This is a genomic window from Alkalihalobacillus sp. BA299, assembly GCF_017745675.1.
Taxonomy (GTDB): Bacteria; Bacillota; Bacilli; order Bacillales; family Bacillaceae_F; genus Alkalihalobacterium.
Map to the genome: position 1 here is coordinate 114,255 of NZ_JAFLJM010000012.1, position 26,058 is coordinate 140,312.

The 26,058-nt window shown below is 37.0% G+C and carries 25 protein-coding genes; 1 reads left to right on the top strand and 24 read right to left on the bottom strand.

Translation table 11 applies throughout. The features are described 5' to 3' along the window. Together J0N78_RS16185 and rnjA are read right to left on the bottom strand one after the other, a co-directional pair. Entirely contained in the window at positions 1 to 1,449 is a 1,449-nt protein-coding gene (locus J0N78_RS16185) for a SulP family inorganic anion transporter (protein ID WP_209124149.1), read from the bottom strand. Between the two features lie 245 nt (positions 1,450 to 1,694). Beyond that, a complete protein-coding gene (rnjA, locus tag J0N78_RS16190) occupies positions 1,695 to 3,362 on the bottom strand; it encodes a ribonuclease J1 (protein ID WP_209124205.1) in 1,668 nt (555 codons plus the stop codon). Positions 3,363 to 4,193: 831 nt separating this feature from the next. Between rnjA and katG the strand changes: the two genes are divergently transcribed. Continuing rightward, positions 4,194 to 6,407, top strand: coding sequence for a catalase/peroxidase HPI (gene katG / locus J0N78_RS16195; protein ID WP_209124150.1), 2,214 nt, complete (start codon positions 4,194 to 4,196; stop codon positions 6,405 to 6,407). Positions 6,408 to 6,572: 165 nt separating this feature from the next. On the opposite strand, the gene J0N78_RS16200 is transcribed toward katG, so the two are convergent. The 22 genes from J0N78_RS16200 to bioF all read right to left on the bottom strand — a co-directional run bounded on the left by J0N78_RS16200 (position 6,573) and on the right by bioF (position 26,037). Further along, positions 6,573 to 7,979: a hypothetical protein gene (locus tag J0N78_RS16200; RefSeq protein ID WP_209124151.1), complete on the bottom strand. Its 1,407-nt coding sequence runs from the start codon at positions 7,977 to 7,979 to the stop codon at positions 6,573 to 6,575. Between the two features lie 82 nt (positions 7,980 to 8,061). Next, positions 8,062 to 8,805, bottom strand: a complete 744-nt coding sequence (nfsA, locus tag J0N78_RS16205) for an oxygen-insensitive NADPH nitroreductase (protein ID WP_209124152.1) — start codon at positions 8,803 to 8,805, stop codon at positions 8,062 to 8,064. 91 nt (positions 8,806 to 8,896) lie between these two features. Then, entirely contained in the window at positions 8,897 to 9,922 is a 1,026-nt protein-coding gene (locus J0N78_RS16210; RefSeq protein WP_209124153.1) for a Bug family tripartite tricarboxylate transporter substrate binding protein, read from the bottom strand. 71 nt (positions 9,923 to 9,993) lie between these two features. Further along, positions 9,994 to 11,505, bottom strand: a complete 1,512-nt coding sequence (locus J0N78_RS16215; protein WP_209124154.1) for a tripartite tricarboxylate transporter permease — start codon at positions 11,503 to 11,505, stop codon at positions 9,994 to 9,996. Positions 11,506 to 11,523: 18 nt separating this feature from the next. Then, the gene (locus J0N78_RS16220; RefSeq protein WP_209124155.1) at positions 11,524 to 11,955 is read right to left on the bottom strand and encodes a tripartite tricarboxylate transporter TctB family protein; all 432 of its coding nucleotides are present in this window, start codon (positions 11,953 to 11,955) and stop codon (positions 11,524 to 11,526) included. Positions 11,956 to 11,968: 13 nt separating this feature from the next. Further along, entirely contained in the window at positions 11,969 to 13,108 is a 1,140-nt protein-coding gene (locus J0N78_RS16225; RefSeq protein WP_209124156.1) for a M20 family metallopeptidase, read from the bottom strand. 117 nt (positions 13,109 to 13,225) lie between these two features. Beyond that, the gene (locus J0N78_RS16230) at positions 13,226 to 14,176 is read right to left on the bottom strand and encodes a phosphoglycerate dehydrogenase (RefSeq protein ID WP_209124157.1); all 951 of its coding nucleotides are present in this window, start codon (positions 14,174 to 14,176) and stop codon (positions 13,226 to 13,228) included. Between the two features lie 87 nt (positions 14,177 to 14,263). After that, positions 14,264 to 15,034 (bottom strand): SDR family NAD(P)-dependent oxidoreductase, encoded by a 771-nt coding sequence (locus tag J0N78_RS16235; protein ID WP_209124158.1) that lies wholly within the window; start codon positions 15,032 to 15,034, stop codon positions 14,264 to 14,266. Between the two features lie 45 nt (positions 15,035 to 15,079). After that, the gene (locus J0N78_RS16240) at positions 15,080 to 15,436 is read right to left on the bottom strand and encodes a Rieske (2Fe-2S) protein (protein WP_209124159.1); all 357 of its coding nucleotides are present in this window, start codon (positions 15,434 to 15,436) and stop codon (positions 15,080 to 15,082) included. Positions 15,437 to 15,460: 24 nt separating this feature from the next. Further along, entirely contained in the window at positions 15,461 to 16,555 is a 1,095-nt protein-coding gene (locus J0N78_RS16245) for an amidohydrolase family protein (protein WP_209124160.1), read from the bottom strand. Positions 16,556 to 16,584: 29 nt separating this feature from the next. Then, positions 16,585 to 17,628: an Ldh family oxidoreductase gene (locus tag J0N78_RS16250; protein ID WP_209124161.1), complete on the bottom strand. Its 1,044-nt coding sequence runs from the start codon at positions 17,626 to 17,628 to the stop codon at positions 16,585 to 16,587. Positions 17,629 to 17,661: 33 nt separating this feature from the next. Continuing rightward, positions 17,662 to 18,435, bottom strand: coding sequence for a fumarylacetoacetate hydrolase family protein (locus tag J0N78_RS16255; protein ID WP_209124162.1), 774 nt, complete (start codon positions 18,433 to 18,435; stop codon positions 17,662 to 17,664). 52 nt (positions 18,436 to 18,487) lie between these two features. Beyond that, complete coding sequence (locus tag J0N78_RS16260; protein WP_209124163.1) at positions 18,488 to 19,147, bottom strand: GntR family transcriptional regulator; 660 nt, start codon at positions 19,145 to 19,147, stop codon at positions 18,488 to 18,490. 339 nt (positions 19,148 to 19,486) lie between these two features. After that, on the bottom strand, positions 19,487 to 19,630 hold the full coding sequence (locus J0N78_RS16265) for a hypothetical protein (protein ID WP_209124164.1): 144 nt from the start codon (positions 19,628 to 19,630) through the stop codon (positions 19,487 to 19,489). A gap of 36 nt (positions 19,631 to 19,666) precedes the next feature. Further along, on the bottom strand, positions 19,667 to 20,380 hold the full coding sequence (locus J0N78_RS16270) for a tetratricopeptide repeat protein (protein WP_209124165.1): 714 nt from the start codon (positions 20,378 to 20,380) through the stop codon (positions 19,667 to 19,669). A gap of 28 nt (positions 20,381 to 20,408) precedes the next feature. Continuing rightward, on the bottom strand, positions 20,409 to 20,771 hold the full coding sequence (locus J0N78_RS16275; protein WP_209124166.1) for a hypothetical protein: 363 nt from the start codon (positions 20,769 to 20,771) through the stop codon (positions 20,409 to 20,411). Continuing rightward, positions 20,749 to 20,901, bottom strand: a complete 153-nt coding sequence (locus J0N78_RS16280; protein ID WP_247747374.1) for an SEC-C metal-binding domain-containing protein — start codon at positions 20,899 to 20,901, stop codon at positions 20,749 to 20,751. The genes J0N78_RS16275 and J0N78_RS16280 overlap by 23 nt, the downstream gene beginning before the upstream one ends. A gap of 434 nt (positions 20,902 to 21,335) precedes the next feature. After that, a complete protein-coding gene (locus J0N78_RS16285; protein ID WP_209124167.1) occupies positions 21,336 to 21,659 on the bottom strand; it encodes a type II toxin-antitoxin system RelE/ParE family toxin in 324 nt (107 codons plus the stop codon). Positions 21,660 to 21,664: 5 nt separating this feature from the next. Continuing rightward, positions 21,665 to 21,913 (bottom strand): type II toxin-antitoxin system prevent-host-death family antitoxin, encoded by a 249-nt coding sequence (locus J0N78_RS16290; RefSeq protein ID WP_209124168.1) that lies wholly within the window; start codon positions 21,911 to 21,913, stop codon positions 21,665 to 21,667. Between the two features lie 221 nt (positions 21,914 to 22,134). Next, on the bottom strand, positions 22,135 to 23,523 hold the full coding sequence (gene rlmD, locus J0N78_RS16295; RefSeq protein WP_209124169.1) for a 23S rRNA (uracil(1939)-C(5))-methyltransferase RlmD: 1,389 nt from the start codon (positions 23,521 to 23,523) through the stop codon (positions 22,135 to 22,137). Between the two features lie 62 nt (positions 23,524 to 23,585). Continuing rightward, positions 23,586 to 24,848 (bottom strand): cytochrome P450, encoded by a 1,263-nt coding sequence (locus J0N78_RS16300; protein ID WP_209124170.1) that lies wholly within the window; start codon positions 24,846 to 24,848, stop codon positions 23,586 to 23,588. Position 24,849: 1 nt separating this feature from the next. Then, the gene (gene bioF / locus J0N78_RS16305; RefSeq protein ID WP_209124171.1) at positions 24,850 to 26,037 is read right to left on the bottom strand and encodes an 8-amino-7-oxononanoate synthase; all 1,188 of its coding nucleotides are present in this window, start codon (positions 26,035 to 26,037) and stop codon (positions 24,850 to 24,852) included. Between the last annotated feature and the right edge of the window lie 21 nt (positions 26,038 to 26,058).

Consider the following 26,058-nt stretch of genomic DNA (forward strand, 5'->3'; position numbering starts at 1 on the left):
TTAATGACCACCTAACTTATTCGCCAGTTTTTCCACTAATTCTGAACTATCTTCATTTAACCCTGTCACATTTACATTAATTCCATTTTCCTGAAATTTATTCACAATCTTATCTATCGCAACGACAGCAGAATCATCCCAAATATGAGCCCTAGCTAAGTTTATTTCCACTTCCTTCACGTCAGCTTTATACTCAAACTTCTTGATTAAATCGGTGACTGAAGCAAAAAATAATTGACCTCTAATTTTATATATTTTTTTTGACCCTTCAACCTTACTCTCCACTATTACATTCGATATTTTCGCTGCAAAGAAGATCGCACTTAATAAAATTCCAGCAAAGACACCAATGGCAAGATTATGAGTAACAACAACAGTAACGACCGTAACAATCATGACCGTTGCATCGGTTTTAGGGACTAAGTGAAGTGTCCGTAATGAGTTCCAATCGAACGTACTGATCGAAACCATAATCATCACCCCTGCCAATACGGCCATAGGTATTAACACCACGATATCGCCTAATACAGCAATCAAAAACATTAAAAAAGCACTGGCTACAAATGATGATAACCTTCCTCTACCACCTGACTTTACGTTAATAACGGATTGACCGATCATTGCACAACCTGCCATACCGCCGAATAACCCTACAGCAATGTTTGCAATCCCTTGCCCGCTGCTCTCTACATTTTTTTCACTTTCAGAGTTTGTCATATCATCTACGATGGATGCCGTTAATAACGATTCAATCAGTCCGACAACTGCTAAAGCAATAGAATACGGTAAGATAATCATGAGTGTTTCTAAGTTAAATGGCACAGTCGGAATCCAAAATTCTGGTAATGTTCTTGGAATCGTTCCCATATCCCCAACTGTCCATGCTTGAATATTCATAAAAACAGCCAAAGCTGTAACGAGAATAATGGCAACAAGAGTAGACGGCACAGCTTTAGATATGTAAGGGAATAAATAAATAATAAGCAACGTTAATGCAACTAATGCGTAGATCATGGGTCTATGACCGACAAAATGCTCAATTTGAGCCATAAAAATAAGGATTGCTAATGCATTCACAAACCCGACCATAACTGAACGTGGAATAAATTTCATATATCTTGCTAACTTAAACACACCAAACAGGATTTGTAGTATTCCTGTTAAAATAGTTGCTGCTAAAAGGTACTCTAGTCCGTGGTCCGCAACCAATGTAACGATCACTAAAGCCATCGCACCTGTAGCAGCTGAAATCATCCCTGGTCTCCCCCCAACAAATGCTATGACAATAGCCATAACAAAAGAGGCATACAAACCTACCATTGGATCGACCCCAGCAATGATTGAAAAGGCAATCGCTTCCGGTATTAAAGCGAGAGCGACAACAATCCCTGCTAAAATATCCCCTCGTAAATTTCCGAACCAAGAATCCTTATAGTTCAGTTCACTCACTCCTCCCCCCTCCTTCCTAACACTAGTAATTTTCCTTCCTTTAGTATTTTTCCTAATTTGTTTTTTATATGTGAAAGCTTGCACTTCTTGTTTATATGAAAAATATGGAAGTTGGTATAGTTTTAAAACTAATAAAGGTAGTCACCTTTTGAGCCAACAAGAAAATAATGTTCACTAGCCAACTGAAGTAGCTGTTTTTAAACAAATAAAAAACCCATCCATGAGTGTGACGGGTTTTGATGTGTTTAAACTTCCATAATTATAGGGAGAATCATCGGCTTACGCTTTGTTTCTGCATATAAAAATGGTCCGAGCAATTCGGAAATTTCATTCTTAATTTCAGACCACTGTGTCGTTTTTCTTACCATTAATTCATTCAAATGGTCAGTGAGCCTTTTTTGCGCTTCATTAATTAAATCTCCTGACTCCCGCATATACACGAAGCCACGGGAGATAATATCTGGACCAGCTACCACCTTGAATTCTTTCATATTTAACGTGACAACGACTACCACAAGTCCTTCCTCCGAAAGTATCCTCCGGTCCCTTATCACAATGTTCCCTATATCTCCAATTCCGCTTCCATCAACATTTACAGATCCAGAAGGGACTTTCCCAACTAGGGAAGCTTCATTTTTATCTAATGCTAAAACCTCACCGTTATCTAAAATAAAACAGTTTCCTTCTACTATGCCACAGTTTTGAGCTAATTGAACATGATGCTTCAACATTCGATATTCTCCGTGAATTGGAAGGAAATACTTCGGCTTTATTAAACGGAGCATAAGCTTTTGTTCCTCTTGCCCACCATGACCTGATGTATGTATATCATTTAATGGTCCATGGATCACCTCTGCTCCCACACGGTAAAGCTGATTAATGATTTTATTTACGCTTAACGTATTACCTGGGATGGGTGAAGCAGAAATTACGACGGTGTCCCCAGGAATAATTTGAATTTGCCGATGTCTCCCATGGGCAATTCGGGAAAGGGCTGCCATTGGTTCCCCTTGACTTCCAGTACATAGAATCACTACTCTTTCACTTGATATCTTATTTATTTGTGAGGAGTCAATAAATGTATCTTTTGGTACATTTATATACCTTAAGTCTAAAGCTAACTCCACAGCTCTTTCCATGCTTCGTCCAAAAACAGCAACTTTTCTTCCGTCCTTAACGGCCGCTTCTACAGCTTGCTGCAGCCGATAAATGTTTGATGCAAACGTAGCAAAAATAATTCTACCTTCAGCGTTCTGGAATATGTGATCAATACTTTCGCCTACTTTTCGTTCAGACATTGTGAAACCAGGCATTTCACTGTTTGTACTATCCGATAGTAAGCAAAGAACTCCCTCTTCTCCAATTTTAGCCATTTTTGTCAAGTTTGCAGGATCTCCAACAGGAGTAAAGTCAAATTTGAAGTCACCTGTATGAACAATGTTTCCTGGAGGTGTATTTACAACGATACCGTATGAATCGGGTATGCTGTGGGTGGTTCTAAAAAAGGAAATAGAGGTTTTATTAAATTTTACTACCTCTTCTTCAGCAATTTCATTTAATTCTGCCTCTCGTAATAACCCATGTTCCTCTAACTGATTACGAATTAAACCTAGTGTTATTTTTCCACCGTAGATTGGGATATTAATTTGCCGTAACAAATATGGAATACCACCTATATGATCTAAATGACCATGAGTGATAAAGAGTCCTTTAATTTTGTCCACATTCTTCATTAAATACGTATAATCAGGAATAACTAAATCAATTCCTAGTAATTCATCTTCGGGGAATTTTACCCCTGCATCAATAATAATAATTTCATCTTGATATTGTACTACGTACATATTTTTTCCAATTTCACCCATACCTCCAAGGGCAAAGACGGCTACTTGATGATTTTTTACATTCATAATTATTTAGTCTCCAATTTTAATTTTTTTCCCAATTCTTTATTAGCTATTATACACTAATTTTGATCTTGTCACAGTGACACCCCGAACAGTGACACCCCGAAAAATCTTGTTTCACAGGAATGTTCCACGAAAATCATTTTAGAAAGTTGAAATAAAAAATAGAAGCCCAACCACTATTGAGCTTCCATAAACTATACTAATTCATTTTAGCATCCACATCCCAATACTAATTCGCAGGTCAATTTAACATAATCTGTGTCACGTACTCTACGTAGCTTGGATGATGATGACAGACATACTGATGTAGTAGTGTTTACCTTATTTTTAACTCAAGTTTAACATTAATTAAATATGAAAATTATTCCTGTCTCACCTACATCATTCCTTCTCATTATATTGTTAAAGTGAGCATATATATATTGCAATTCTCTAAAAATCTTATTGTACAATGCCATTATTTCAGCTAATCCCAGCAATAATTCTTCTCCATCAAAATTTTTCCTTACATTCTCATTTTCAATTATTGATTTTCAATTATTGATTTTCAATTATTATTCCTACTATCCTCCGAAAATATTTTAAGTTTCGACTTCTTTTTCTGGGGTCTTACAATTGGTAGAGGTCTTCTTTCTATATATTCCTCTAATGAACATGATTGATCTTATTGCTTAAAAATATTTATTCTTACGAGTCTTTATTTCTTTCAATTTAATTAATAGTTTATTATAATAATTAAATAATAATAATTATTATATTCTGGTTTGTAATTTTCTTACGACTAGAGGCATAATTATTTACTAATTTATTTACATAGAAAGGGGAAAAAAACATATGGATAATAAAAACACTGCTAACACTGGAGGTTGCCCGTTTAGTCACGGAGCCGCTACTACTAACAAAACTAGTAGTATGCCAAATAGAGACTGGTGGCCAAACCAATTGAACTTGAATATTCTTCACCAACATGACAGGAAATCTAACCCTATGGGAGAAGAATTTGATTATGCAAAAGAATTTAAAAAGCTAGACTACGATGCTCTTAAACAGGACCTTCACAATTTAATGACAGACAGTCAAGATTGGTGGCCTGCTGATTATGGACATTATGGTCCATTCTTCATCCGTATGGCTTGGCACGCCGCAGGTACTTATCGTACAGGTGACGGTCGTGGTGGTGGAGGAACTGGCGCACAGCGTTTTGCTCCATTGAACAGCTGGGCTGACAACGGCAACCTTGATAAAGCGCGCAGGCTGCTATGGCCGATTAAGCAAAAGTACGGTAACAAAATCTCTTGGGCCGACTTGTTGCTTCTAACAGGTAATGTTGCGATTGAATCAATGGGCGGCAAGACATTTGGTTTCGGAGGCGGACGTGCAGACATTTGGCATCCAGAAGAAGACATCTACTGGGGTTCTGAAACGGAAATGTTAGGTGATAACCGTTACACAGGAGATCGCGAGCTTGAAAATCCGCTTGCTGCCGTTCAAATGGGTCTTATCTATGTTAACCCAGAAGGTCCAAACGGTAATCCAGATCCGCTCGCAAGTGCCCGAGACATCCGCGAAACGTTTGCACGTATGGGAATGAACGATGAAGAAACCGTTGCACTAACGGCCGGAGGCCATACTTTTGGTAAGGCACACGGTGCAGGAGATGCTGCTCATGTTGGGCCAGAGCCAGAAAGTGCTCCTATTGAAGCACAAGGCCTTGGTTGGCTAAGCACACACGGCAAGGGCATTGGTCGTGACACAATCACGAGCGGAATTGAAGGTGCTTGGACCGCTAATCCGACACAGTGGGATAATGGTTACTTTGACTTACTTTTTGGATATGAGTGGGAGCTTACAAAGAGTCCTGCAGGCGCACATCAATGGGCCCCTGTAAACCCTGCTGAGGACCACCTTGCACCAGATGCTGAAGATCCATCTGTTCGTGTTAAGACGATGATGACTACAGCGGATATGGCAATGCGTATGGACCCGACATACGAAAAGATTTCTCGTCGTTTCCATGAGAATCCAGAAGAATTTGCAGATACATTTGCTCGTGCATGGTTTAAACTATTGCATCGTGACATGGGTCCTCGTTCGAGATATCTAGGTCCAGAAGTTCCAGAAGAAGATCTTATCTGGCAAGATCCTGTACCTTCTGTTGATTATGAATTAACCGATTCAGAAGTAGCAGAGCTTAAAGCAAAGATCTTAGACTCAGGACTTACAATCAGCGAGCTAGTAACAACTGCTTGGGCTTCAGCTAGTACCTTCCGTGGCTCAGATATGCGCGGCGGCGCTAACGGTGCCCGCATCCGTCTTGCTCCACAGAAAGATTGGGAAGTTAATCAGCCGGAACAACTTACAAAAGTGCTTACTGTACTAGAAGGCATTCAAAATCAATTAGATAAGAAAGTCAGCATTGCTGATTTGATTGTACTTGGAGGTAGTGCTGCAGTAGAAAGAGCTGCACAAGATGCAGGCTTTGATGTAACAGTTCCTTTTGCTCCTGGACGTGGCGATGCAACACAAGAGCAAACGGATGTAGAAGGCTTTGCAGTGCTAGAGCCTATCGCTGATGGTTTCCGCAACTATCAGAAGAAGCAGTATAGTGTGAGTGCAGCAGAGCTCCTAGTAGACAAAGCACAACTGCTAAACCTTTCTGCACCAGAAATGACTGCACTAATTGGCGGCATGCGTGTTCTAGGTACAAACTACGGTGGTACTGGGCACGGTGTATTTACTGATCGTGTAGGCACTCTCTCTAATGACTTCTTTGTTAACTTGCTTGACATGGGAGTAGCATGGAAACCTGTAGACAGTGATGTATTTGAAGGACGTGATCGCAAGACAGGTGAAGTGGTCCGTACAGCAACTAGCGTTGACCTAGTGTTCGGTTCAAACTCCGTCCTACGTGCCATTGCAGAAGTTTATGCTCAAGACGATAACAAAGGGAAGTTTGTGAGTGACTTTATCGCTGCCTGGGTCAAGGTAATGAATGCAGATCGTTTCGACCTTAAGCTTGACAAGAAAGCTCAACTAAAAGGCAATTAAGTGTAAGAGATATCCGCCGTCAGTTTATCGACGGCGGTACTTCTTTTAGAAGACCCGTCAATCAAATTGACGTTCTCAAGGCAAGAAAAAGAAAGTATATCAACATGTTAGCCGATGAACAAATTTCTCATGAAGATTATCGGGAAAACAATTAACTAGTATCCATTATACTCCTATAAACATAAGATAAATCGGAAGAACAAAAAGCATAATCAATACAAATTTCCAGTTCCAGCGTATAGATACATCTAATATATTTGAGTTTAATAGATTTGCTAATATATTACTTACTGCAGTTGCTGGTGAAATCACATTTGATATCCCCCAACTGGCCAATAGTAATATTGAAAAGTACTCAGGACTAAAACCTATTAATTCTGGATCTATACTTGTTACAAGAATAGTAATAACTACAATCGGATGTATTCCAACGATAGCAGTTAATACAACAATTAGTGAAAGAAAAAAAGTTATCCCCATAGTAAAGGAACCAAACATGCTATTTATTAATGTTATAAAGTGGGCACTAAATTGAGTTTGTATGATTGCACCACTAAAAAAACCCGCAATTAGAAATAGCACAATTTCTTTTTTCAGCCGTGGGATACCATGATACACATGATTTTTAAATTCTTTTGTATAAAAAGAGCCTTTTCCAGAACCTATACACCAAAGTAATGGAAAAATAATAGAAACTAAGCATATAATAAGTACCATTGAGTAAGTAGTTGCTATTTCAAGTATTAAAACTGTACTCATCATAATCGTTAATAAAATAAAAAGTTCGATTACCCTTTGTTTGTCTTTCCGTAAATCTATTTCTTTTGAGTTTGTCCTATCTATTTTTACTGATTGGCTTAAGGAGATAAGGAACTTTCTTTCAACCATAAAACTGACCAAGATACTAATCATAGATAACCCGATCGCATATAAAACGATAGAAGACCAATTTACAGGTAACTGACTTAAAACGAGGGCCATCGCTGAAAAGTATGGAGACCAAAAAATAGTCGTTACAAATCCGCGGTTAATAGCATTGGCAACCAATCTTGGCGCCTTTAAATTAGATGCCTCTGTTAATTTATTCACAATCGATACCGAACCAATATTTAATATAACTCCAAGGAGATGGGTTAACAACTTTGAGCCGAGAAAAAGAAAATTGGGTTTATTCATCTTATTAGATAATACCTTTTTCAGCGCTTCAACATATCCGCCTGCTTTTACTGGGATTCCTAGAAGAGGGACGCATAAAAATACTGCTACAAGTGTAAGGTTAATTCTTAACGATTTAATCCATTCCTGAATGGGAATATTGTAATATAACATAATTATCACACCAGTTACTAGAAGGACACTACTTATAACTAATGTTACTCCCCGAATCACAGGCATAACCCATACAATAACACCAATAATAATAATACTAATGATAATCTCCATCTGTGGTACAGGGAAAAATTGCAAAAGAATAAATCCTACTGCCAATAAGCTAATGAGAATTCCTTGAAACTTTTCAATGTTTCTCTTAGTCGACCTTACTTCCGCATGAGTGACTGTCTGTAGCTTCACAAAAAGCTCCTCCTATTTTTAAAACCAAAGTCAATATATTTTAATGTAATACACTATGAACATTACTTCCCGATTCATCATATTACTTAAAACCGAAATTCTTTGATTCTAAAAACTCACGCAGGTGAATTCTTTTAGGCGTTTTGTATAGGTCTGCAACTGATTGTGTCCATGTTTGGTTCCTTTTACCACTTTTTCTTGTTTCATAGTATTCTTTCATTAAGTTATTATAGGTTCGAATCATTTCAATCTGTTTATCTCCTTCATACATTTCTTGATGAACAACTGCTTCTAAAGGTAATCTTGGCTTTTGTTCATTAATATGGTTTTGGTCGGGATACCCTAAACACATACCAAATACAGGATATACATATTCTGGTAGACCCAATAAATTACTTACCTCCACTGGCGAATTGCGGATGCCACCTATGAACACTCCACCTAATCCTAGTGTTTCTGCTGCAAGCATCACATTTTGGGCATACAAACTTGTATCCACCGTCGCTACAATAAATGGTTCTATTGTATCGAGATTGCCTTGGATATTTTCGAGTTTATTACTTAAGTTAACACGATAAAGGTCAGCACAGAATACTAAAAAAACTGGACAATCAATGACATGTTGTTGATTGCCAGAAAATGCAGCTAATGCTTCCTTTTTTTCTTGATCCTTTACTATAATAACAGAATATGCTTGTAAATTATTTGAAGTTGATGCCCATTGGCTCGTTTCTAGTATATCAGTTAATAACTTTTCATTAATACTCTCATCTTTAAATTTCCGAATGGAACGATGATTCGCCATTACTTTCTTTAAATTGTTCATTACCCTTCATCCTTTCTTGTTACACAGATTATTCGAACTACGAAAAGAAGAAAAAGCCTTAATGGTCTTTTTCTTCTTCCCAAAGTTTATATTACTCAGCCATTCCTATTGTTTTTAAAACTTCTCCAGTTGTATTGTAATTACGGTTCATGATTTCATAAAAATCAGTTGGACCAGCATATGATGGTGAAACACCGAGCTTTTCAAACGTCTCTACAACTCTTTCATCCTCTAATGCCTGACTAAACGCATCGTGCAAGATCTCAACGATTTCGTCTGGAGTATCACCATTTGCAATAAGGCCAGTCCAAACATCAAAGCCGACATCAATTCCTAATTCCGTTAAAAGAGGTACATCCTCGAAACCTTCTGTTTTTAATGTTCCTGTATTTACAAGCGCACGGACACTGCCAGCTTCAACATGTGGAATTGCTTCTACTGTTTGAACGACTGCCCCCATTACATGATCCCCTAATAACGCAGCAATTGATGGTGCACCGCCATCAAATGGCATATGTGTTAGTTCTACACCAGTTTCTAATGAAAATGCTTCCATTGTGATGTGTTGTGTTAACCCTGCTCCTGTTGTTGCATAAGTAAACTCTCCTGGATTATTGCTTACATATTCAAACCATTCTTCGTACGTCTGCCACGGCGCATCTTCTTTAACTAATAATACATTCGGTGTAGCAACAACTTGCATAATTTGTTTAAAACTATCTGGATTATAACCTGGATTATCTGTATGTGGCTTGATTGTCATTGGTCCACTAGTTGTCATTCCAATTTTGTAACCATCAGGCTTTGCATTTACTATCTCCATTGTCCCAATAATAGCACCACCACCAGGTTTGTTGACAACGTTTACATTTACACCATTAGGCATGTAATCCGAAATAACCGATGACAGAGCACGTGCAGATGTATCTGTTGTTCCCCCCGCAGCGTATGGAACTACAATTTCAATATCTCGTTTTGGAAAATCGATTTCTTCAACATTTTCTGCTGAATCTCCATCGCTTTCAGAAGGTGCTGAACCAGAATTTCCGCTTGAACATGCTGTTACCAAAAATGTTGCTAGTAATAAAGCCAAGAATTTTATAAATATTGATTTCATCTTTTCATTCCCCTTTTATTTTTATATTTTAACCATTTAGGTTAATCACTGTATTCTACCTTCTTACATATTTAACTAGCTTTTGAATTAGGCTCGTTACTACTGTTTTTTTTAAACTTCTCTATACACAATTTCACAATTGGGTATATTAAACTGATGATTGCAATCGATAAAAATACCGCCGCTATAGGCTTAGTAGCAAAAATTGATATGCTGTTGCCTGATTCAATTAATGCTCTACGAAGATTTGATTCAATAATTGGGCCAAGAATAATTCCTAAAATTAATGGTGCTAACGGATAATCAAATTTCTCCAACAAATAACCAATAACACCAAATGCAAGAGCGACCCATACATCAAATAGATTATTAGATAAAGAGTAGCTTCCTATAAAACACAAAGTAACAATGATTGGAAGTAATATAGTTTTAGGTACATCTACAATTTTTCCAACAAACCGTATTGCAAATAAACCAATTAACAACATGAAGATGTTTGCAATAATTAACGTACCAAATAAACTGTATACTAGTGTTTGTTCATTTTGGAAAAGTAACGGACCAGGAGTGACACCTTGGATTAACAATCCTCCTAAAATTACCGCCGTTACAACATCCCCTGGAATTCCTAGTGTTAATAACGGAACCAACGCCCCACCAGTTACTGCATTATTGGAAGTTTCTGTAGCAATAACTCCCTCAGGAATACCTTTTCCATACTCCTTTCTTCTTTCAGGTTTTGCGAAACGTTTTGATTCATTATAAGAAAGAAAGGTCGCAATCGATGTCCCTGTCCCAGGAATAATCCCAATAAAGGTACCGATGATACCTGCTCGTAAAAACTCAACCCAATTTTTTGCTACCTCTTTAATAGAGACTCGCTGCCGTTGGTATTTTACTTTCTTTTGATGATTCGATTTTACTTTCCCTTCAATTTCTTTGATCACTTGCGAAACCGCAAACAAGCCAATTAATGCTGGGATAAAAGCAATCCCACTTGTTAGATTTGCACTACCGAATGTAAATCGCATCGCTCCATTTATTGGATCCATTCCAATGGTGGCAATCAATAGTCCTATTGCAGCTACAATAATCCCTTTTATGACGTTCTTTCCAGACACCGTTCCAACGATACTTAAACCAAATACCGCTAATGCGAAGAACTCCGCAGGTCCAAATCGCAAACCCGCTTGGGCTAGCTGTGGAGCAATCAGCATTAGGATAATACAACTGATAATTCCACCAATAAAGGATCCTATCGTTGCAAAAGAAAGGGCCCTCCCTGCTTCTCCTTTCTCTGCCATTGGATAGCCATCTAAAAGAGTGGCTGCTGCTGATGGGGTACCAGGTGTACGAATTAATATAGCTGTGATAGCGCCTCCATACATACCACCTAAATAAATCCCTAGTAACATACTAATACCTGCTACTTGTGGCAGAGCAAACGTATAAGGAATAAGTAAAGCAATTCCCATTGTTGCTGTTAAACCTGGTATCGCACTAAATAATATTCCTAAAAATACACCGATGAACACTAAAAATAAAGTTTGAAAATCAAAAATTTGTGCAATAACCTGTTCCATTTCTACATCCTCCTCTCTTTAACTTAATGGTACTTTCAGTAATACTTCAAATAATAGAAAAATAGAAGCAGTAGAAATGGAAGACACTAGAAATAGTACTCTATAATTTTTAACACCTAGTAATACCATTACCACTATAATAAATAAGAAAGTTCCAATCCTATAATCAAAGAATGAGAGACTAGCCACATAAGCTATCATGCTACCAATTAAAGCAAAGACTTTAAAAAAATTTACTTTTTCCTCGTCATCTGGATTCACCGATTTTGCTAACAATAAAATGATCATTTGGAGTGCATTAAAGAAAATAATCAAATAAATAATCAACTTCGGGAAAAAATCAGGTCCTAATCCAGCTGTATTGGGTCTATGAGGTATTTGATTTATCACATATAGCATAAAGAGGCTTATACATATGATCGTTATATTTACATAAATCTCTTTTTTCAATGAAATGCACCTCCTATTTGCCATTGCTAATGAGCTCTCGAATTAATCCATAAACAATAGCAGTTCTTTCAGCAATCGTATCAATCCATAAATATTCATTCGGAGAGTGGGCGAAGCCGCCATAAGGTCCTAGTCCATCAAGTACAGGCTTTCCTGTCTTGGCTGCATAATTTCCATCACTCCCACCACCGACCATCTTGTCTGTTAGCTCGACATTTATTTGGTTCCCAATATTCTGTGCTAGATGGAACAAATGACTTGTCTGATCCGTTCTAATTAATGGCGGACGATAAACAGAACCTGTAACCTTTAACTTCGTCCGTTTATTTCGGACACGTAGAGTCTGAAATGCTTCTTCGATTCTTGCAACTTCACTCATTTCGGTGACCCTAACATCTATTTCTGCAGAAGCAAAGTCTGGAACAACATTAAATAAGTTTCCACCTTTTATCTCACCTGTGTTAATCGTTGTCCCTTTACTTTCATTGGCAAACGAAACAATATTCGTTATTTGGTAAGCTAGCTCCTCAATAGCATTTGCACCATCTTGTGGGTTAAGACCTGCATGAGCAGAAATTCCAGTAACTGCTACCGTGAATTTCCCTCCGCCTTTTCTAGCTGTCTTTATTTCACCATCATCTGTAGCAGGCTCTAAAACTAAAACAGCATCACTTTTACCTGCCTCTTGTTCTACTATTACCTTTCCTGAAGGACTACCAATTTCTTCATCGGATGTTAATAACCATACAATTTGATAGTCATTTAACTCTACATCCTGTAATAAGTCAAACAGATGATATACCATTACATAACTAGCCTTTATATCTATGACACCTGGCCCCATAACCTTCCCTTCTTCTACGATAAAAGGCATGGTCTTAATTGTTCCTTTTGGATAGACTGTGTCTAAATGGCTAATGAGTAATATTTGTTTATGCCCTTGTCCAAGTTGAAACCGAATGTGATCGCCGTATTGTTCTTGAGGATAACGTTCGATTGTTAGGTTATATTTAGAAAAAACTTCTGTTAGCACATTGCTCAATTGATCAATACCTTCTTTATCATGGGAGAAAGATTCTACCACAACAAAATTTTGAAGCAATTCGATCGATTCCGCTTTTCTTTCTCTTAGTTTTTCTAAAACTGCTTGCACCCCAACACCTCCAAACATCTTGCCAATATATTTAATCGTTAATAATTCAGCAAGAACGCTCAATACTTTTATTTAACAATGGCTAGTTGAGTACCAACCTTTATACCTTTTAATTCATCATTCAATTGAATATAAAGGCGCCTTTTGTTCTAAAACATTAATGACATTACGAGCTGTAATCATACCTACCTCTCTTAATGCTTCATACGTGTAACCAGCCATATGAGGGGTAGCAACAAAGTTTGAAAGCTCTAAAAGTGGAGAATGAGTAAGTGGCTCCTCTACAAAAACGTCCATTGCTGCACCTTTTATCTCACCTTTTTGAAGTGAATGATATAATGCTTCTTCATTAATAATCCCACCACGAGCCGTATTTACGATAAATGCGGTTGATTTCATCATTTTTAATTCTTCTTTACCGATCAATGAATTTGAATGTTCATTTAAATCGGTATGGATTGTAATAAAATCTGCCTGCTGTAATAATTTTTCAAATGCTACGTATTGAACTTGTTCTTGTTGATCTAACTCTTTATCTGGATAGAGATCATAACAAAGGACATTCATATTAAAGCCTCTTGCTCTTCTAATAACTTCCTTCCCAATTCTCCCAGTACCAATGACCCCAAGTGTTTTGCCAAATATTTCATTTCCGATTAAACGTGGCCACTTTTGCTCCTTGATTTCAGAAAAAGCTGCTGGGATCTGGCGAGCTACAGATAGGAATAACCCGAATACTAAATCTGCTACTGCATGTCGATTAGCGCCTGGAGCATTGGCGACAATAATGTTTTTTCCCTGAGCTTCTTTAATAGCAATATTATCTACGCCAGCTCCATGCTTTGCAATGATTTTTAATTGGTCAGCATTTTGTAGAACACGTGATGTTACTTTTTCAACACCTACAATTAAGGCATCTGCGCCTTTCAAGGCTTCCGCAAATTTGTTTTCGTCTGAAGTAATATCCTGCTCTAAAATTTGAAGCTCGCAATTATTCGACTGTAATAATTCCACTGGATCATTTGAAAATTTTCCAAATGTTGGTGATGAAGAAACAACTTTATACACGTAAGGCCCCCCTAGCAATATACAGAAAACCTTAATTAATATAAATTAAGTAATTTTCTAAATTTGAATACGTATTTATAGATTAATTTAACCCATAAATCGTCCACCGTTCACATCGATGACAGCTCCAGTAATATATTTTGATTCTTCTGAAGCTAAGAAAACGGCAGTGTTAGCAACATCCGATTTTTCACCTAGTTCCTTCAGAGGTATATCATTTAGTGTTTTTTCTCTTTCTTTTTCACTACTTTCTTCATAGAAAACACGATGCATTCTATCGCCGCTAATAATCAGGCCTGGAGCAATGGCATTAACATTGATACCATAGGCACCAACTTCATTCGCTAGTCTCCGAGTGAGTGAGATAATGCCTCCTTTAGCTGCTGCATATGGTGCACCTGTTACTAGGCTTGCGGTTCTTCCGCCAATCGACGACATATTGATAATTTTTCCGCTGCCCTTTTCTCTCATTTGTTTTACTGCAGCTTGTGATGCTAGAAAGGTCCCTTTTAAATTCACATCTAGAACTCTATCCCAATGCTCTTCTTTAATGTCTTCCAAATATTTTGGGGTATTTAAACTTCCCCCTGCATTATTAACCAGTATGTCGATCTGACCGAATTTCTCGACTACATAGTCAACCATCTTTTTGGCATCTGCTTGGTTAGAAACGTCCGCCACAACATAATCTGCTTCGTAATTTTTTTGTAAATCTGAAGTAACTTCTTTAAGCGACTGCTCATTGATGTCACTTAATACAATTTTTGCTCCTTCTTTTGCCATACTAAGGGCAATTTCATGTCCAAGGCCGCCGCCTCCGCCTGTAATCAAGGCAATCTTGTTATCCAATTTTCCCATTATCTTATTCCTCCTTCCCTTCATTAAATTTGCATGCTCATTTTCTTACATATGAACAAAAATTGTATCGTCTTCTACTGTTACATCATACGTTTTAACCTTTACATTTTCTGGGTCAAACAGGGAACAGCCCGTTTTAATATCGAACTCCCAGCTATGCCATGGGCACTTTAATACTTCTCCTTCTTTTTCAAGAGTGTACTCACCGGGTTCAGTAGCTGTACATGTAGCATCTACGCTTCCAAGTGATAAAGCAGGGCCTTTGTGTGGACATACATTTCGAAGTGCATAAAGCTCTCCATTTTTTGAACGAACAACAACAATAGATTTCTTATTAAAAGTAAATGCTTTCATATCGCCATTTTTTATTTCTTCTGCTTTACAAGCTGTATACTTTGTCACTTTCTACTCCTCCCAACCAATACACTAAAGTTTATAAAGATCTCTTGCATTTTCAAATAGAATTTTATGCTGCAAATCCTTTGATATTTGTGGTGGCAGTGTCCGTTTAGGAGAGTCGAAATCCCAATGCGGATAATCAGTTGAGAACATAAGCATATCTTCGGTCCCCATCATATCGATAATATTTAATAGATGTTTTGCTGAAATATCATGCCATGGCTGTGTACTAAAGCGCATATTATCACGGAAATAGTCACTAGGCATCCGTTTAACCCAAGGCGTCTCTTGTCTTAGACCTTTGTAAGCAGCATCCATTCGATTCATTAGAAACGGAACCCACTCAAAGCCACCTTCAATTAATGCGACTTTTAAATCTGGAAATTTATCAAATACACCATTAGTAATCATGCTTATAATTTGATTCATATAAGCTTGCGGATGTGCAGAACGCCAAGCAACATAATAACGAAGGTAATCGTTACCAGATACGCTGATATCAGCTGAAAGGTGCATACCAATTACAAGGCCATGACGATGTGCCGCTTCAAAAACCGGATGATATTGTGGCTCTCCCCAATAAAAGTTACCGACTGACATCATGACTTGGACCATTTGCGGATGCGATCCTACTCGCTCAATTTCTTTAACCGCTTCAACTGGATCACGTGGAATTGTTATAGAACCTAGTAACCGCTTGTCCTTACTTAACCACTTGTCAATCGTATAATCGTTATAGGCTGATGCTCTTGCTGCTGCAAATTCAAACCAGCCATTAGCAACGGTTGCCTCATGAAACCAACCACCAAGTACTGCATACGTGATCTCATTTTCATCAAGTAATTGCTTCTTCAATAAGTCAAAGTCCGATCCTGGCGGAGAATTCTCTGCAAATGTATCCGCACGATATTTACTGCCTTTTCGTACTTGATTAAATGGAACCGTTTTAATCGGCTTCCACCCATAATCTGTAATATAGCGCTTCCAATGATCCGATAAATAAGGAAGCAAATCATGAGTGGAACGGACATCATGATGAACATCAGTATCAATGACTTTAAACGTTTTTTTACTATTATTTTCATTCTCTTTTTTTGATAAATCGTTGACTTGAACACTCATTATTTTCAACCACCTTTTTTAGCAATCTACTAAACTTTTAAAGGATCAATGTTTAATTCTTTAGCAAGTTCATTTAATTTAAGAAAAGTTTGCTCTTCCATCGGCACACCTTGTTCTTTATTACTTTTCTCCTTCAAGAATTCTATTTCTCCTGGTAAATAGATTTCTTCCGTTCCTTCTGCTTTCTTAGAATCCTTAACATAAGAAACTAATTGTTTAATAGCTGCATAGTAGAGATCTAATGAGATAAATTGTTTAATATCGATCGTTAACATAAAGTGAGAGATTGACTGTTTTTGATTTACATCGTACATTGACGGGATCATTTTTGAAATTGGGCCACTCGCCAGCACACCTGTTAATATTTCCGCCATAACCGCTAATCCAAACCCTTTTGGTCCACCAACAGGTGATAAAAATCCACCGTTAATGACCTCATCTGGATTCGTTGTCGGAATACCTTTTGAATTTACACCCCAGTCTTTTGGAATCTCCTTGTTGTTTTCCTTTGCAAAAAGGACTTTTCCAAAAGCGGTATTACTTAATGCCATATCTAGTACAATTGGGTTCCCATCTCCAGATGGGGCAGCAATTGCAATTGGGTTATTCCCGATGATCTTTTCTGCTCCACCGATTGCAGGCATAAGAGGTGCAACATTACTAATAACAATGCCAATCTTATCCTTTTGTGTTGCCATATTCGCGTAATAAGCAGAAATTCCAAAGTGATTACTATTCTTTACGGCAACTAGTCCAATTCCCGATTGCTCTGCTTTTTCGATTGATTTTTCCATCGCTTTGTAAGCAACAACTTGTCCAGCTGAATAATCTCCATCCAATAATGCAATGGCATCGTTATCTTTTTCTACCTTAATACTTGCTTTGTTTTGGATTAGGCCTTTTTGAATTCGTTCAACATATATAGGTAATCGTAAAAAACCATGACTATGTATTTCTCTCAGGTCCGCCTCCAGTAAAACTTCAGTAATAATTTCTGCCTCATCTTTCGGCATACCAAGTGAAACAAAACACTTATTTGAGAAGTTTCTCATCTGCTCTTGATTTATATACAAATTAAATCCCCCCGAATTTTTTCTGTTACACAGTTATTTAACTGGAACTCTAGAACTTACAGGATTTGTTAACTTGCCAATCCCTTCAATTTCAATAGTCACTTCATCACCTGCATTAAGCGGGCCTACACCAGCTGGAGTACCAGTAATGATAATATCTCCTGGATTCAACGTCATTACTTCTGTTACTTTTGCAACAATACTTTCGATATCATGAATTAGGTCATTCGTGTTAGAGTCTTGTCTTACCTCTCCATTAACTGTTAGTTTAATCGCGACATTATTTCCGTCGATATCTGTTGCAATTACTGGGCCTAATGGTTTATAAGTTGGGAAAGATTTGGCACGGGTAAACTGGCCATCTTTCTTTTGTAAAATACGATCTGAAACATCATTACAACATGTGTATCCAAAAACGTACGATAATGCTTCTTCTTTTTTAACGTCTTTAGCTTCCTTTCCAATAACAATCGCAATCTCCCCTTCATAATCGGTTCGATGGTCAGGGTTTTTTAAACAGATTTCCTCACCATCACCAGTAATTGCAGTTGGGGAAACCATAAACATCATTGGTTCTTCAGGGAGTTCTTTCCCCATTTCCTCCGCATGACCTTTATAATTTAGTCCAATCGCCACCACCTGGCCTGGCTCAACTGGGGCAAGAAGCTTTACATCAGCTAGGTTAAAAGTTTGATCAACTTTCTTTGCCGAACCTGTTATAAAGTTACCATCTAATTGAGTAATGAATTCACCTTCCAGGACACCAAACATAATTTCTTCATTTGCTTCAAAACGTACATATTTCATTTATCATTACCTCCAAATTTATTTATTGCTCTAAAAAAATTTCAAAACTATTTTAGATATTAATCGATGTATTATTATGTGATCGTAATATTTCTTCTCCAGCACGGATTTTGTGCTTTTTCATATGGCTTTCCGCCAAATCACTATCCCTTAGTAACAATGCGTTGTAAATCTCCTCATGTTCTTGAATGGATAATTCGATGTGCTGGTCATTTTCCCTAAATAATGACGGATATCGTTTCGTATTACTCCATAAATCTTGTATCGTTCTTAAAAGTAAGTCATTATTACATTCCGAATAAATTAAATAATGGAAATCTATATTTAACTTTGCGTAGCGCTCGTAATCTTTTATTTCAAAGGCTTCTTTTGATTCCAAAATATTTTGTCTCAGTCTCTCAAGATGTTCATCGGTTAAAGCCTGTACTGCTAATTTCGTTGCAAGGCCTTCCAAAACGGATCTCAATTGAAAAATTTCTTTAATATCCTTTGCAGAAATAGTACTAACAACAGCCCCCGTATGAGGAATAAACTCGATTAGCTTATCAGATTCTAGTTGTCTAATTGCTTCTCTAACTGGAATTTCACTGCTACCAAAACGTTCTGCAATTCTACTAATGACTAATTTCTCCCCAAATTCATATTTCCCATTAAGTATCTCTTCTTTAATAGTTTGATAAATCATCTCTTTTTTTGTTCTATATAGCTGCACTCAGATTTCCTCCCCTCTAGCAACATATATCATATATGATATATCCTATATGATATAGGATATATGATTACGCTTTCATTTGTCAACAAATATTCTGAATAAACATTACTTTTTTAAAATTAAATCTCTATTTATTCTTAAAGAGATTGAACCGGATACAATCTTCCAATCATTAAAAACGTTTCAAGATTTTCTTGGAACAGATATTGAATTATTAGAATTAAACATAGCACTTTAATTTTATTACTAATTTTCTGTAGTTTCTAAACCCTTGAAAAGCAAAAGTTCACGAAAAAACATCGGGGAATACCCGATGTTTTCATTTACTTAAAATTTGCGTTACATTTCATTACGACTTAACCATTGAATTAACTCTTCAGACCAGTGCCATAAGTGAAGATGTTGATCAGCATATATGATTGCCTCGTTTTCATCACCTAGACGAAAAGCACTCGGAATATTGGCAGGTAAGCGTTTTTTCATGAGTAAATACTCGATAACATAAGGATTATTTTCATTTTATCTTTTTCGTAGGGCCATTTTGTAAAAATTCGACAACACACGATTGAAATTGTCACGAGTTGTATGTGATTCATTGTATTCCTCGAGTAATCCTTTTGCTTCTTCCAACATTTCCTCTTCTACATATGCAACAAATAACTCAAAACGAACCCCTTGATTATCGCTCGGATTTAATTCGATTAATTCCTTATAATGAAAAATGGCTCCTTCTTCTCTTCCTACATCTTGTAAAAAAGAAGCGTAATTAAACTTCACTCTCATATACGGCCGAGTCTCGATTAGCCCCCAAAAGTATCCTTTATTTTCTTTAAAATATTTTTTTCCTAGCTCTTGTTCCCCAGCTCTCATTCCCATTACAAGAAGTTCTTCTGGGTCCTCTTCAAATTCTGCTAAAATGTTGTTAGCATCAGGACTATTAGGATATAACGTTAAAGCCTTCTCCGCAAGCTTTTTTCGCTTCATTCCCGTTGCTTCAAAAGCTTCATATAGTAAATCTTGTGCTTGTTCCTTATTTGAGGAATTTTTTCTAGGTGGAGTGCTGCCACCTTTTAAGTGATTATTTAAAAACTCGTTCACTTCTTCTATTGAATCAAAGTCTTTTTCCTGCAATAATTGTGTGACTTTGGAAAGTTCATTTTCCAATGACATTTTGGAACTTAAAAAGTCATCTTCAAAGATATTTTCGTGATCGAAAATATCGTTATCCGTCACTAGACCATCCTCATAGATTTCATCAAAACTAAAGTTCTTGCCGTAATTCTAATACATCTTCCCATAGCACATTCTCTAACTCTTTATACTGATTATCTACAAATTCCATTGCTTCCATACCGCTTTCTTTATATAAGTTCATTATTTTTACTGACATTTTATCTGTTCTTTCAGAAGGTAAATCCATTCCACTCACAAAGAACATCATCGTATTACCAGCAGGTAAAATAATACTTAACATGAGTCCACCAACATAAAATTCATTTTCTTCAGCTGTTGCTTTTACTATTTTTACCTCTTCTGTAAAAAAGTCTTTGACACGTACGTAATTATTATCTTCTTGATTAAGAATGATCGAGATAGAAGGTTTAGCTTTTGTCCAAGACTGCACAATTTCCTTTGTTATTTCCACCACAACATTTTTTATATTTTTTTCCACTACCACAAGGACATACATCATTTCTGCTAACTTTGATCACCAAATCACATCCTCGTAAACTTTTATATCTATAATGTACCATATACGATATATTTTCCTTTTACATTTAGTATTACCAACAATAGTAAAAGTAATCCAAGAATAATAGCATTTAAACACATTAATAAAAGCAGAAACCTTAATTGGCTCCTGCTTCTTCATTAAAACTAATTTAGCTACTGCTTCACAATGGCTTGGATAAGTGATCTTAGACTATTTCATAACTAGCTGTGATACACACTCCACGTGGGTTTTGATAGAATGATGATCCTGATATACATAAATATTGAATTTTCGTATAGGTGTACCTCAAAAACAATTAAAAATGCTATCTAATTATATCGACTAATATCTTCGTTAAGTAAGTCGGTTATAACCCTCTTTTAATAATCCAAATACATAATTTCCTACTTCATTGCCTATTACAAAAAAAGACACCCCTAGAGTGTCGTTCAAAATTTTGAGGAAATAATATTCCTAATCTGTTTCTTCTTCATCAAATAATAACTTTACATAATCTCTTCTAGAATATAGAATTCTATAAATTGAGACATACGTATCATCTATTTTGTAAAAAATAATGTAGTTCCCACATATTAAATATCTGTAATTTGTTTCAACATCAATCTTTGATGATAATTTTAGACCAAGAAGCGGAAATTCTTTTAATTCTTCATAATCCTTAATAATTTTTGAAACAACATTTACAGCCGCAGTTGGATTGTCGAGCTCCTTGGTAATATATTCTTTAATATCATACAAATCTCTTTTGGCAACAGGGTTAATTCTCAACTTAAGCATAAAAATTATACTCCTAGATCAGCCTTAACTTGTTCTTCCGTTAACCATTCATCTCCAGTTTTAATGGCCTTTTCAGCTTCCATCAGTTTTGATAACAACTTTATGGTAGCTTGATTTTTTTCATATTCTTCAATATCAACGATGGCATATCTACCTCGACCATTCTTTGTTAAAAATACTGGATCTCCTACAGCAATGTCCTTTAAAACCTCATTGTAATTTCTTAAATCTGAAACAGGTTTAATATTTGGCATAATATCAACTCCTTTGTTGATATTATTTTATCATTATTTAACTTAAAATAATACACAAAACATTACAGCAAACAACAAAAAAACTTTATCCCATCACCTTTTCGATATCGTCCACCATGAATTTTGTATTACAACAAATAATATATTGCGTAAAAGTTAGACTCCCATAAAAATCAAAAATCCCCCAAACCATTATAGTCTGAGGGAACATATAACTTTCTTTAAGCCCGCTCTATTAAAGCGACTGCCTCCACATGGCTTGTATGCGGAAACATATCCACTGGCTGAACCGACTTCAACTTAAACCCAGCTTTCATTAGCTGACTTACGTCCTTTGCTAGTGTCGACGGGTTACAGGAAACATACACCATTTTCTTTGGCTTGACTTCAATGATTGTACGAAGTAATGCGTCGTCGCATCCAGTACGAGGCGGGTCGACGATGATGACGTCGGGTTTCCAGTCTTGCTTGACCCATTTCGGGAGCCACTTTTCCGCTTTGCCAACGACATAGTGGGCGTTATTGAAGCCGTACTTTTTCGCATTAGCGTTGGCATCGTCAATCGCTTCAGCGATGACGTCCATTCCTCTTATTTCTCCAGCGTTTTTTGCGATCCACATGCCGATCGTGCCCACTCCACAATATGCGTCAACGACTTTTTCAGTTCCGGTTAATTGTGCTGCTTTTTTAACTTCATCATAAAGCTTCACCGTTTGAATCGGATTAAGCTGGAAAAAAGCTCGGGCCGATAACTCGAATGAGACATCTCCTAAAGTTTCTTGAATGACTTCCTCACCCGCCAGGTGAATTGTTTCTTCACCAAAAATCAGTGAGGTTTTCTTGCCGTTTACATTTTGCAATATCGAGGTCACATCTGGCAGTCTTTTCTTGATTTCGTCAATAAGCAATTGCTTTTTCGGTATGTCTTGCTGCGTTGTAATTAAAACAAGCTGAATTTGACCGGTTGCAAAAGCGACTCGGGTCACGATCGTACGAATGATTCCCTTGTGTTTTTTCTCGTTGTAAATTGGTATGTTTAGATCTTCTAATATTTTTTTAACTTGTTGTGTAACTGTATTTGTCATTGGGTGCTGGATCATGCAATCAGAAATGTCGATCAACTGATGCGAGTTGATTCCGTAGAGCCCGGCTAACACTTTTTCTTTGTGCTTTCCGACTTGCAATTGACTTTTATTTCGATAGTGCCACGGGTTTTCCATACCGATCGTATCATGTAATGGCAATTTATTTGGATCGATTTTCGTATGACGTTCAAATGCTTGTCTCACAATATCTTTCTTTTCCCGCAGCTGAGCTTCATAGCTTAAATGCTGAAGCTGACAGCCGCCACATTTATCATATATTGGACAAGGCGGGGCAGTCCGATCAGGTGATGGTTTCCTAACTTTCTTTACTTTTGCCTCTGCGAACTTCGGATTGACGTTTGTTACTTCGGCTACTACAACTTCTCCAGGTAATGCACCTGAAACAAAGACAATTTTTCGTTTAAAAAAGCCGACTCCTTCGCCGTTAATTCCAAGACGTTTTATCGTTAATGGGAATTGTTGTCCTTTTTTTAGGATTACTGCATCGTTTTGCTTATGGTCCATGCTATTCACTCCGTCATTCTTTAAAATCGTGTTCTCATTATAGCATGGACAAGAACAACTTCCTAAAATTCATTCCCAAGAACAGAATTAGTCTTGCTAACTGCTTTAAAAGTGAGTGGAAGTTCTTTTAACGACCTAAAGCCAATAAGGTTTCTCCATTGCGGGTCTGGTGTCCCCATTTGCAGATGATCTAATTGTTGCAAAATGGTTTGAATAGCAACTTGGGCTTCAAGACGTGCTAATGTGGAACCTATACAAAAGTGAGTGCCATACCCAAAAGCTAGATGGGGATTAGGACTTCTAGTAATATCAAGAACATTAGGGTTTATGAATATTTTAGGATCACGGTTAGCTGCGCCCAGTAATATATATACATGCTCGTCTTTTTTAATCCTAGTTCCGTTTATTTCAATATCCTCTGAAGCAATTCGAGCAGTCATCTGTGTCGGACTTTCAAAACGTAAAAACTCTTCTACTGCCCGTTCAATCAAACTTGGATTTTCTTTTAACATCGCTAATTGCTCCGGATTGCTTAATAAAGATAAAATCGAATTACTAATAAGATTTACCGTTGTTTCATGTCCAGCAATAACAAGTAAAATACATGTTGCAAGCAATTCATCGTCTGTGAGCTTAATACCTTGCTGTTCCTCTAGTATTAACTGGCTAATGAGGTCCTGTTGAGGAGCTTGTTTACGGTTTTGAATAAGTTTTTTAAAGTAAATAAGTAACTTCTTCGTTTGCTCGTTTCCATTTTCTAACGTCTTCCTTGATCTTGTAAAGTCAATCGTTGGGACTAAGCTTAGCGCCCAATCCCTGAATTGTTGTCGATCTTCGATTGGAACTCCTAATAGTTTAGCAATGACGTGACTAGCTAATGGATATGAAAAATCCATTACAACATCCATTTTCCCCTTGTTTTGCACTTGATTTAATAGCTCATGAACAACTTCTTCCATATATAGGCGATAGCTTTCAATCATACTTGGCGTAATGCCTTTACTAACTAACATCCGCAGACGTTTATGGTCAGCTTGATTTTTAAAAAGCATCATGTCGTTCTGGATATTTTTAAGTTGTTCATATTTTTTGGACGACTCAGGCAGTGGGATCCGGTTTTTAAATTTAGTATTTTTTAGGACTGCTACCGCTTCTTCATAGCCAGTAATATACCAGCCTGGTTGTTTATATAAATTCCCCTTATATACCGGATTTTTCTCTCGCAGTTTATCATAAGTTGGATAAGGGTTACTTAGGAAATCAGAAGAAGGAATAGTTTGTTCTGTCTTCTTAACGTGTAGTGCTTGTTTTAATTCGCTTGTCATTTTATACCTCCGATGATTTAATCATATTCAGCTCTTTTCCAATTAAATGAAAAGACTTTAACAAGTAATCTATTTCTTTTGAGCTATGATCAGCTGTAACGGTTAAACGAATACGACTTTCTCCTATTGGGACAGTTGGGGGACGGATTGCTGGTGCAAATACCCCTTTTTCTTGTAGTCTTTCTGCAAATGATAGAGCCTTATGAGGATCTCCGATAAGTACAGGAATAATTGGTGTGCCTTCGTCTCCTTTCACGGAATAGCCCATTTCTTCTAAACTCGTTTTAATTCGTTTTGCGTTTGAAAGCAATCGTTGGCGTCTTTCATGACTTTGTTCAATAATCTCTAATGCAGCGTATGATGCTGCACAAATCGATGGCGAAATGGCTGTTTGAAAAATAAACGATCTCGCATGATTTCGTAAAAAATCAATTAACACCCTCGACCCAGTGACAAATCCCCCTTCCGTACCAATGGCTTTGCTTAGCGTACCAATCACTACATCCGGATTGACACTAAAATATTCGCTAGTCCCTTTTCCGTTTTCTCCCAAAACACCTGTTGCGTGTGCATCATCAACAATGACATAAGAATGATAGTGTTTAGCAAGTGCGATGATCTGATCAAGAGGTGCAATTGTTCCATCCATACTAAATACCCCATCTGTTACAATAAAGCGCCGTTGATAAACTTGAGTTTCCTTTAACTTTTCCTCAAGATCTTTCATATCTACATGGTTATAAATGACTGTGTCGGCTTTTGATAGTCGACAGCCGTCAATAATGCTCGCATGATTTAATGCATCGCTGAGAATGACATCTCCTTGTTCTGGTAGTGAAGAAAGGACCCCAACATTAGCTAAATAGCCGCTTGAAAATAAAAGAGCTGCTTCCGTCTGCTTATACGTTGCTATTTTTTCTTCCAGTTTTTGATGCCAATCTGTATTGCCTGTCGTTAACCTTGAGCCGCTGCTTCCTACGCCAAATTCATGAAGTATTGTTTCTGCTGCATAAATTAAACGTTTATCATTTGCCAGACCTAAATAATTATTGGATGAAAAAACAGCTTGCCTCTCCCCATCAACAGACATCATAGGTAGCGGAGCTGTATTCATTGTTCGAAACGTTCGATACAAACCTAACTCTTTTGTCTTTTCTAACCGATGATTTAACCATTCATCAAACTTCAACGTTTGTCACCCCATTTGTTA

Excerpts from the sequence above, each read along its gene's own strand:
- katG (WP_209124150.1), top strand. The coding sequence starts at position 4,194 with ATGGATAATAAAAACACTGCTAACACTGGAGGTTGCCCGTTTAGTCAC.
- nfsA (WP_209124152.1), bottom strand. The coding sequence starts at position 8,805 with ATGAACAATTTAAAGAAAGTAATGGCGAATCATCGTTCCATTCGGAAA.
- J0N78_RS16210 (WP_209124153.1), bottom strand. The coding sequence starts at position 9,922 with ATGAAATCAATATTTATAAAATTCTTGGCTTTATTACTAGCAACATTT.
- J0N78_RS16215 (WP_209124154.1), bottom strand. The coding sequence starts at position 11,505 with ATGGAACAGGTTATTGCACAAATTTTTGATTTTCAAACTTTATTTTTA.
- J0N78_RS16235 (WP_209124158.1), bottom strand. The coding sequence starts at position 15,034 with ATGGGAAAATTGGATAACAAGATTGCCTTGATTACAGGCGGAGGCGGC.
- J0N78_RS16245 (WP_209124160.1), bottom strand. The coding sequence starts at position 16,555 with ATGAGTGTTCAAGTCAACGATTTATCAAAAAAAGAGAATGAAAATAAT.
- J0N78_RS16255 (WP_209124162.1), bottom strand. The coding sequence starts at position 18,435 with ATGAAATATGTACGTTTTGAAGCAAATGAAGAAATTATGTTTGGTGTC.
- J0N78_RS16265 (WP_209124164.1), bottom strand. The coding sequence starts at position 19,630 with ATGAAAAAACGCTTACCTGCCAATATTCCGAGTGCTTTTCGTCTAGGT.
- J0N78_RS16280 (WP_247747374.1), bottom strand. The coding sequence starts at position 20,901 with ATGGTACATTATAGATATAAAAGTTTACGAGGATGTGATTTGGTGATC.
- J0N78_RS16285 (WP_209124167.1), bottom strand. The coding sequence starts at position 21,659 with ATGCTTAAGTTGAGAATTAACCCTGTTGCCAAAAGAGATTTGTATGAT.
- J0N78_RS16290 (WP_209124168.1), bottom strand. The coding sequence starts at position 21,913 with ATGCCAAATATTAAACCTGTTTCAGATTTAAGAAATTACAATGAGGTT.
- rlmD (WP_209124169.1), bottom strand. The coding sequence starts at position 23,523 with ATGGACCATAAGCAAAACGATGCAGTAATCCTAAAAAAAGGACAACAA.
- J0N78_RS16300 (WP_209124170.1), bottom strand. The coding sequence starts at position 24,848 with ATGACAAGCGAATTAAAACAAGCACTACACGTTAAGAAGACAGAACAA.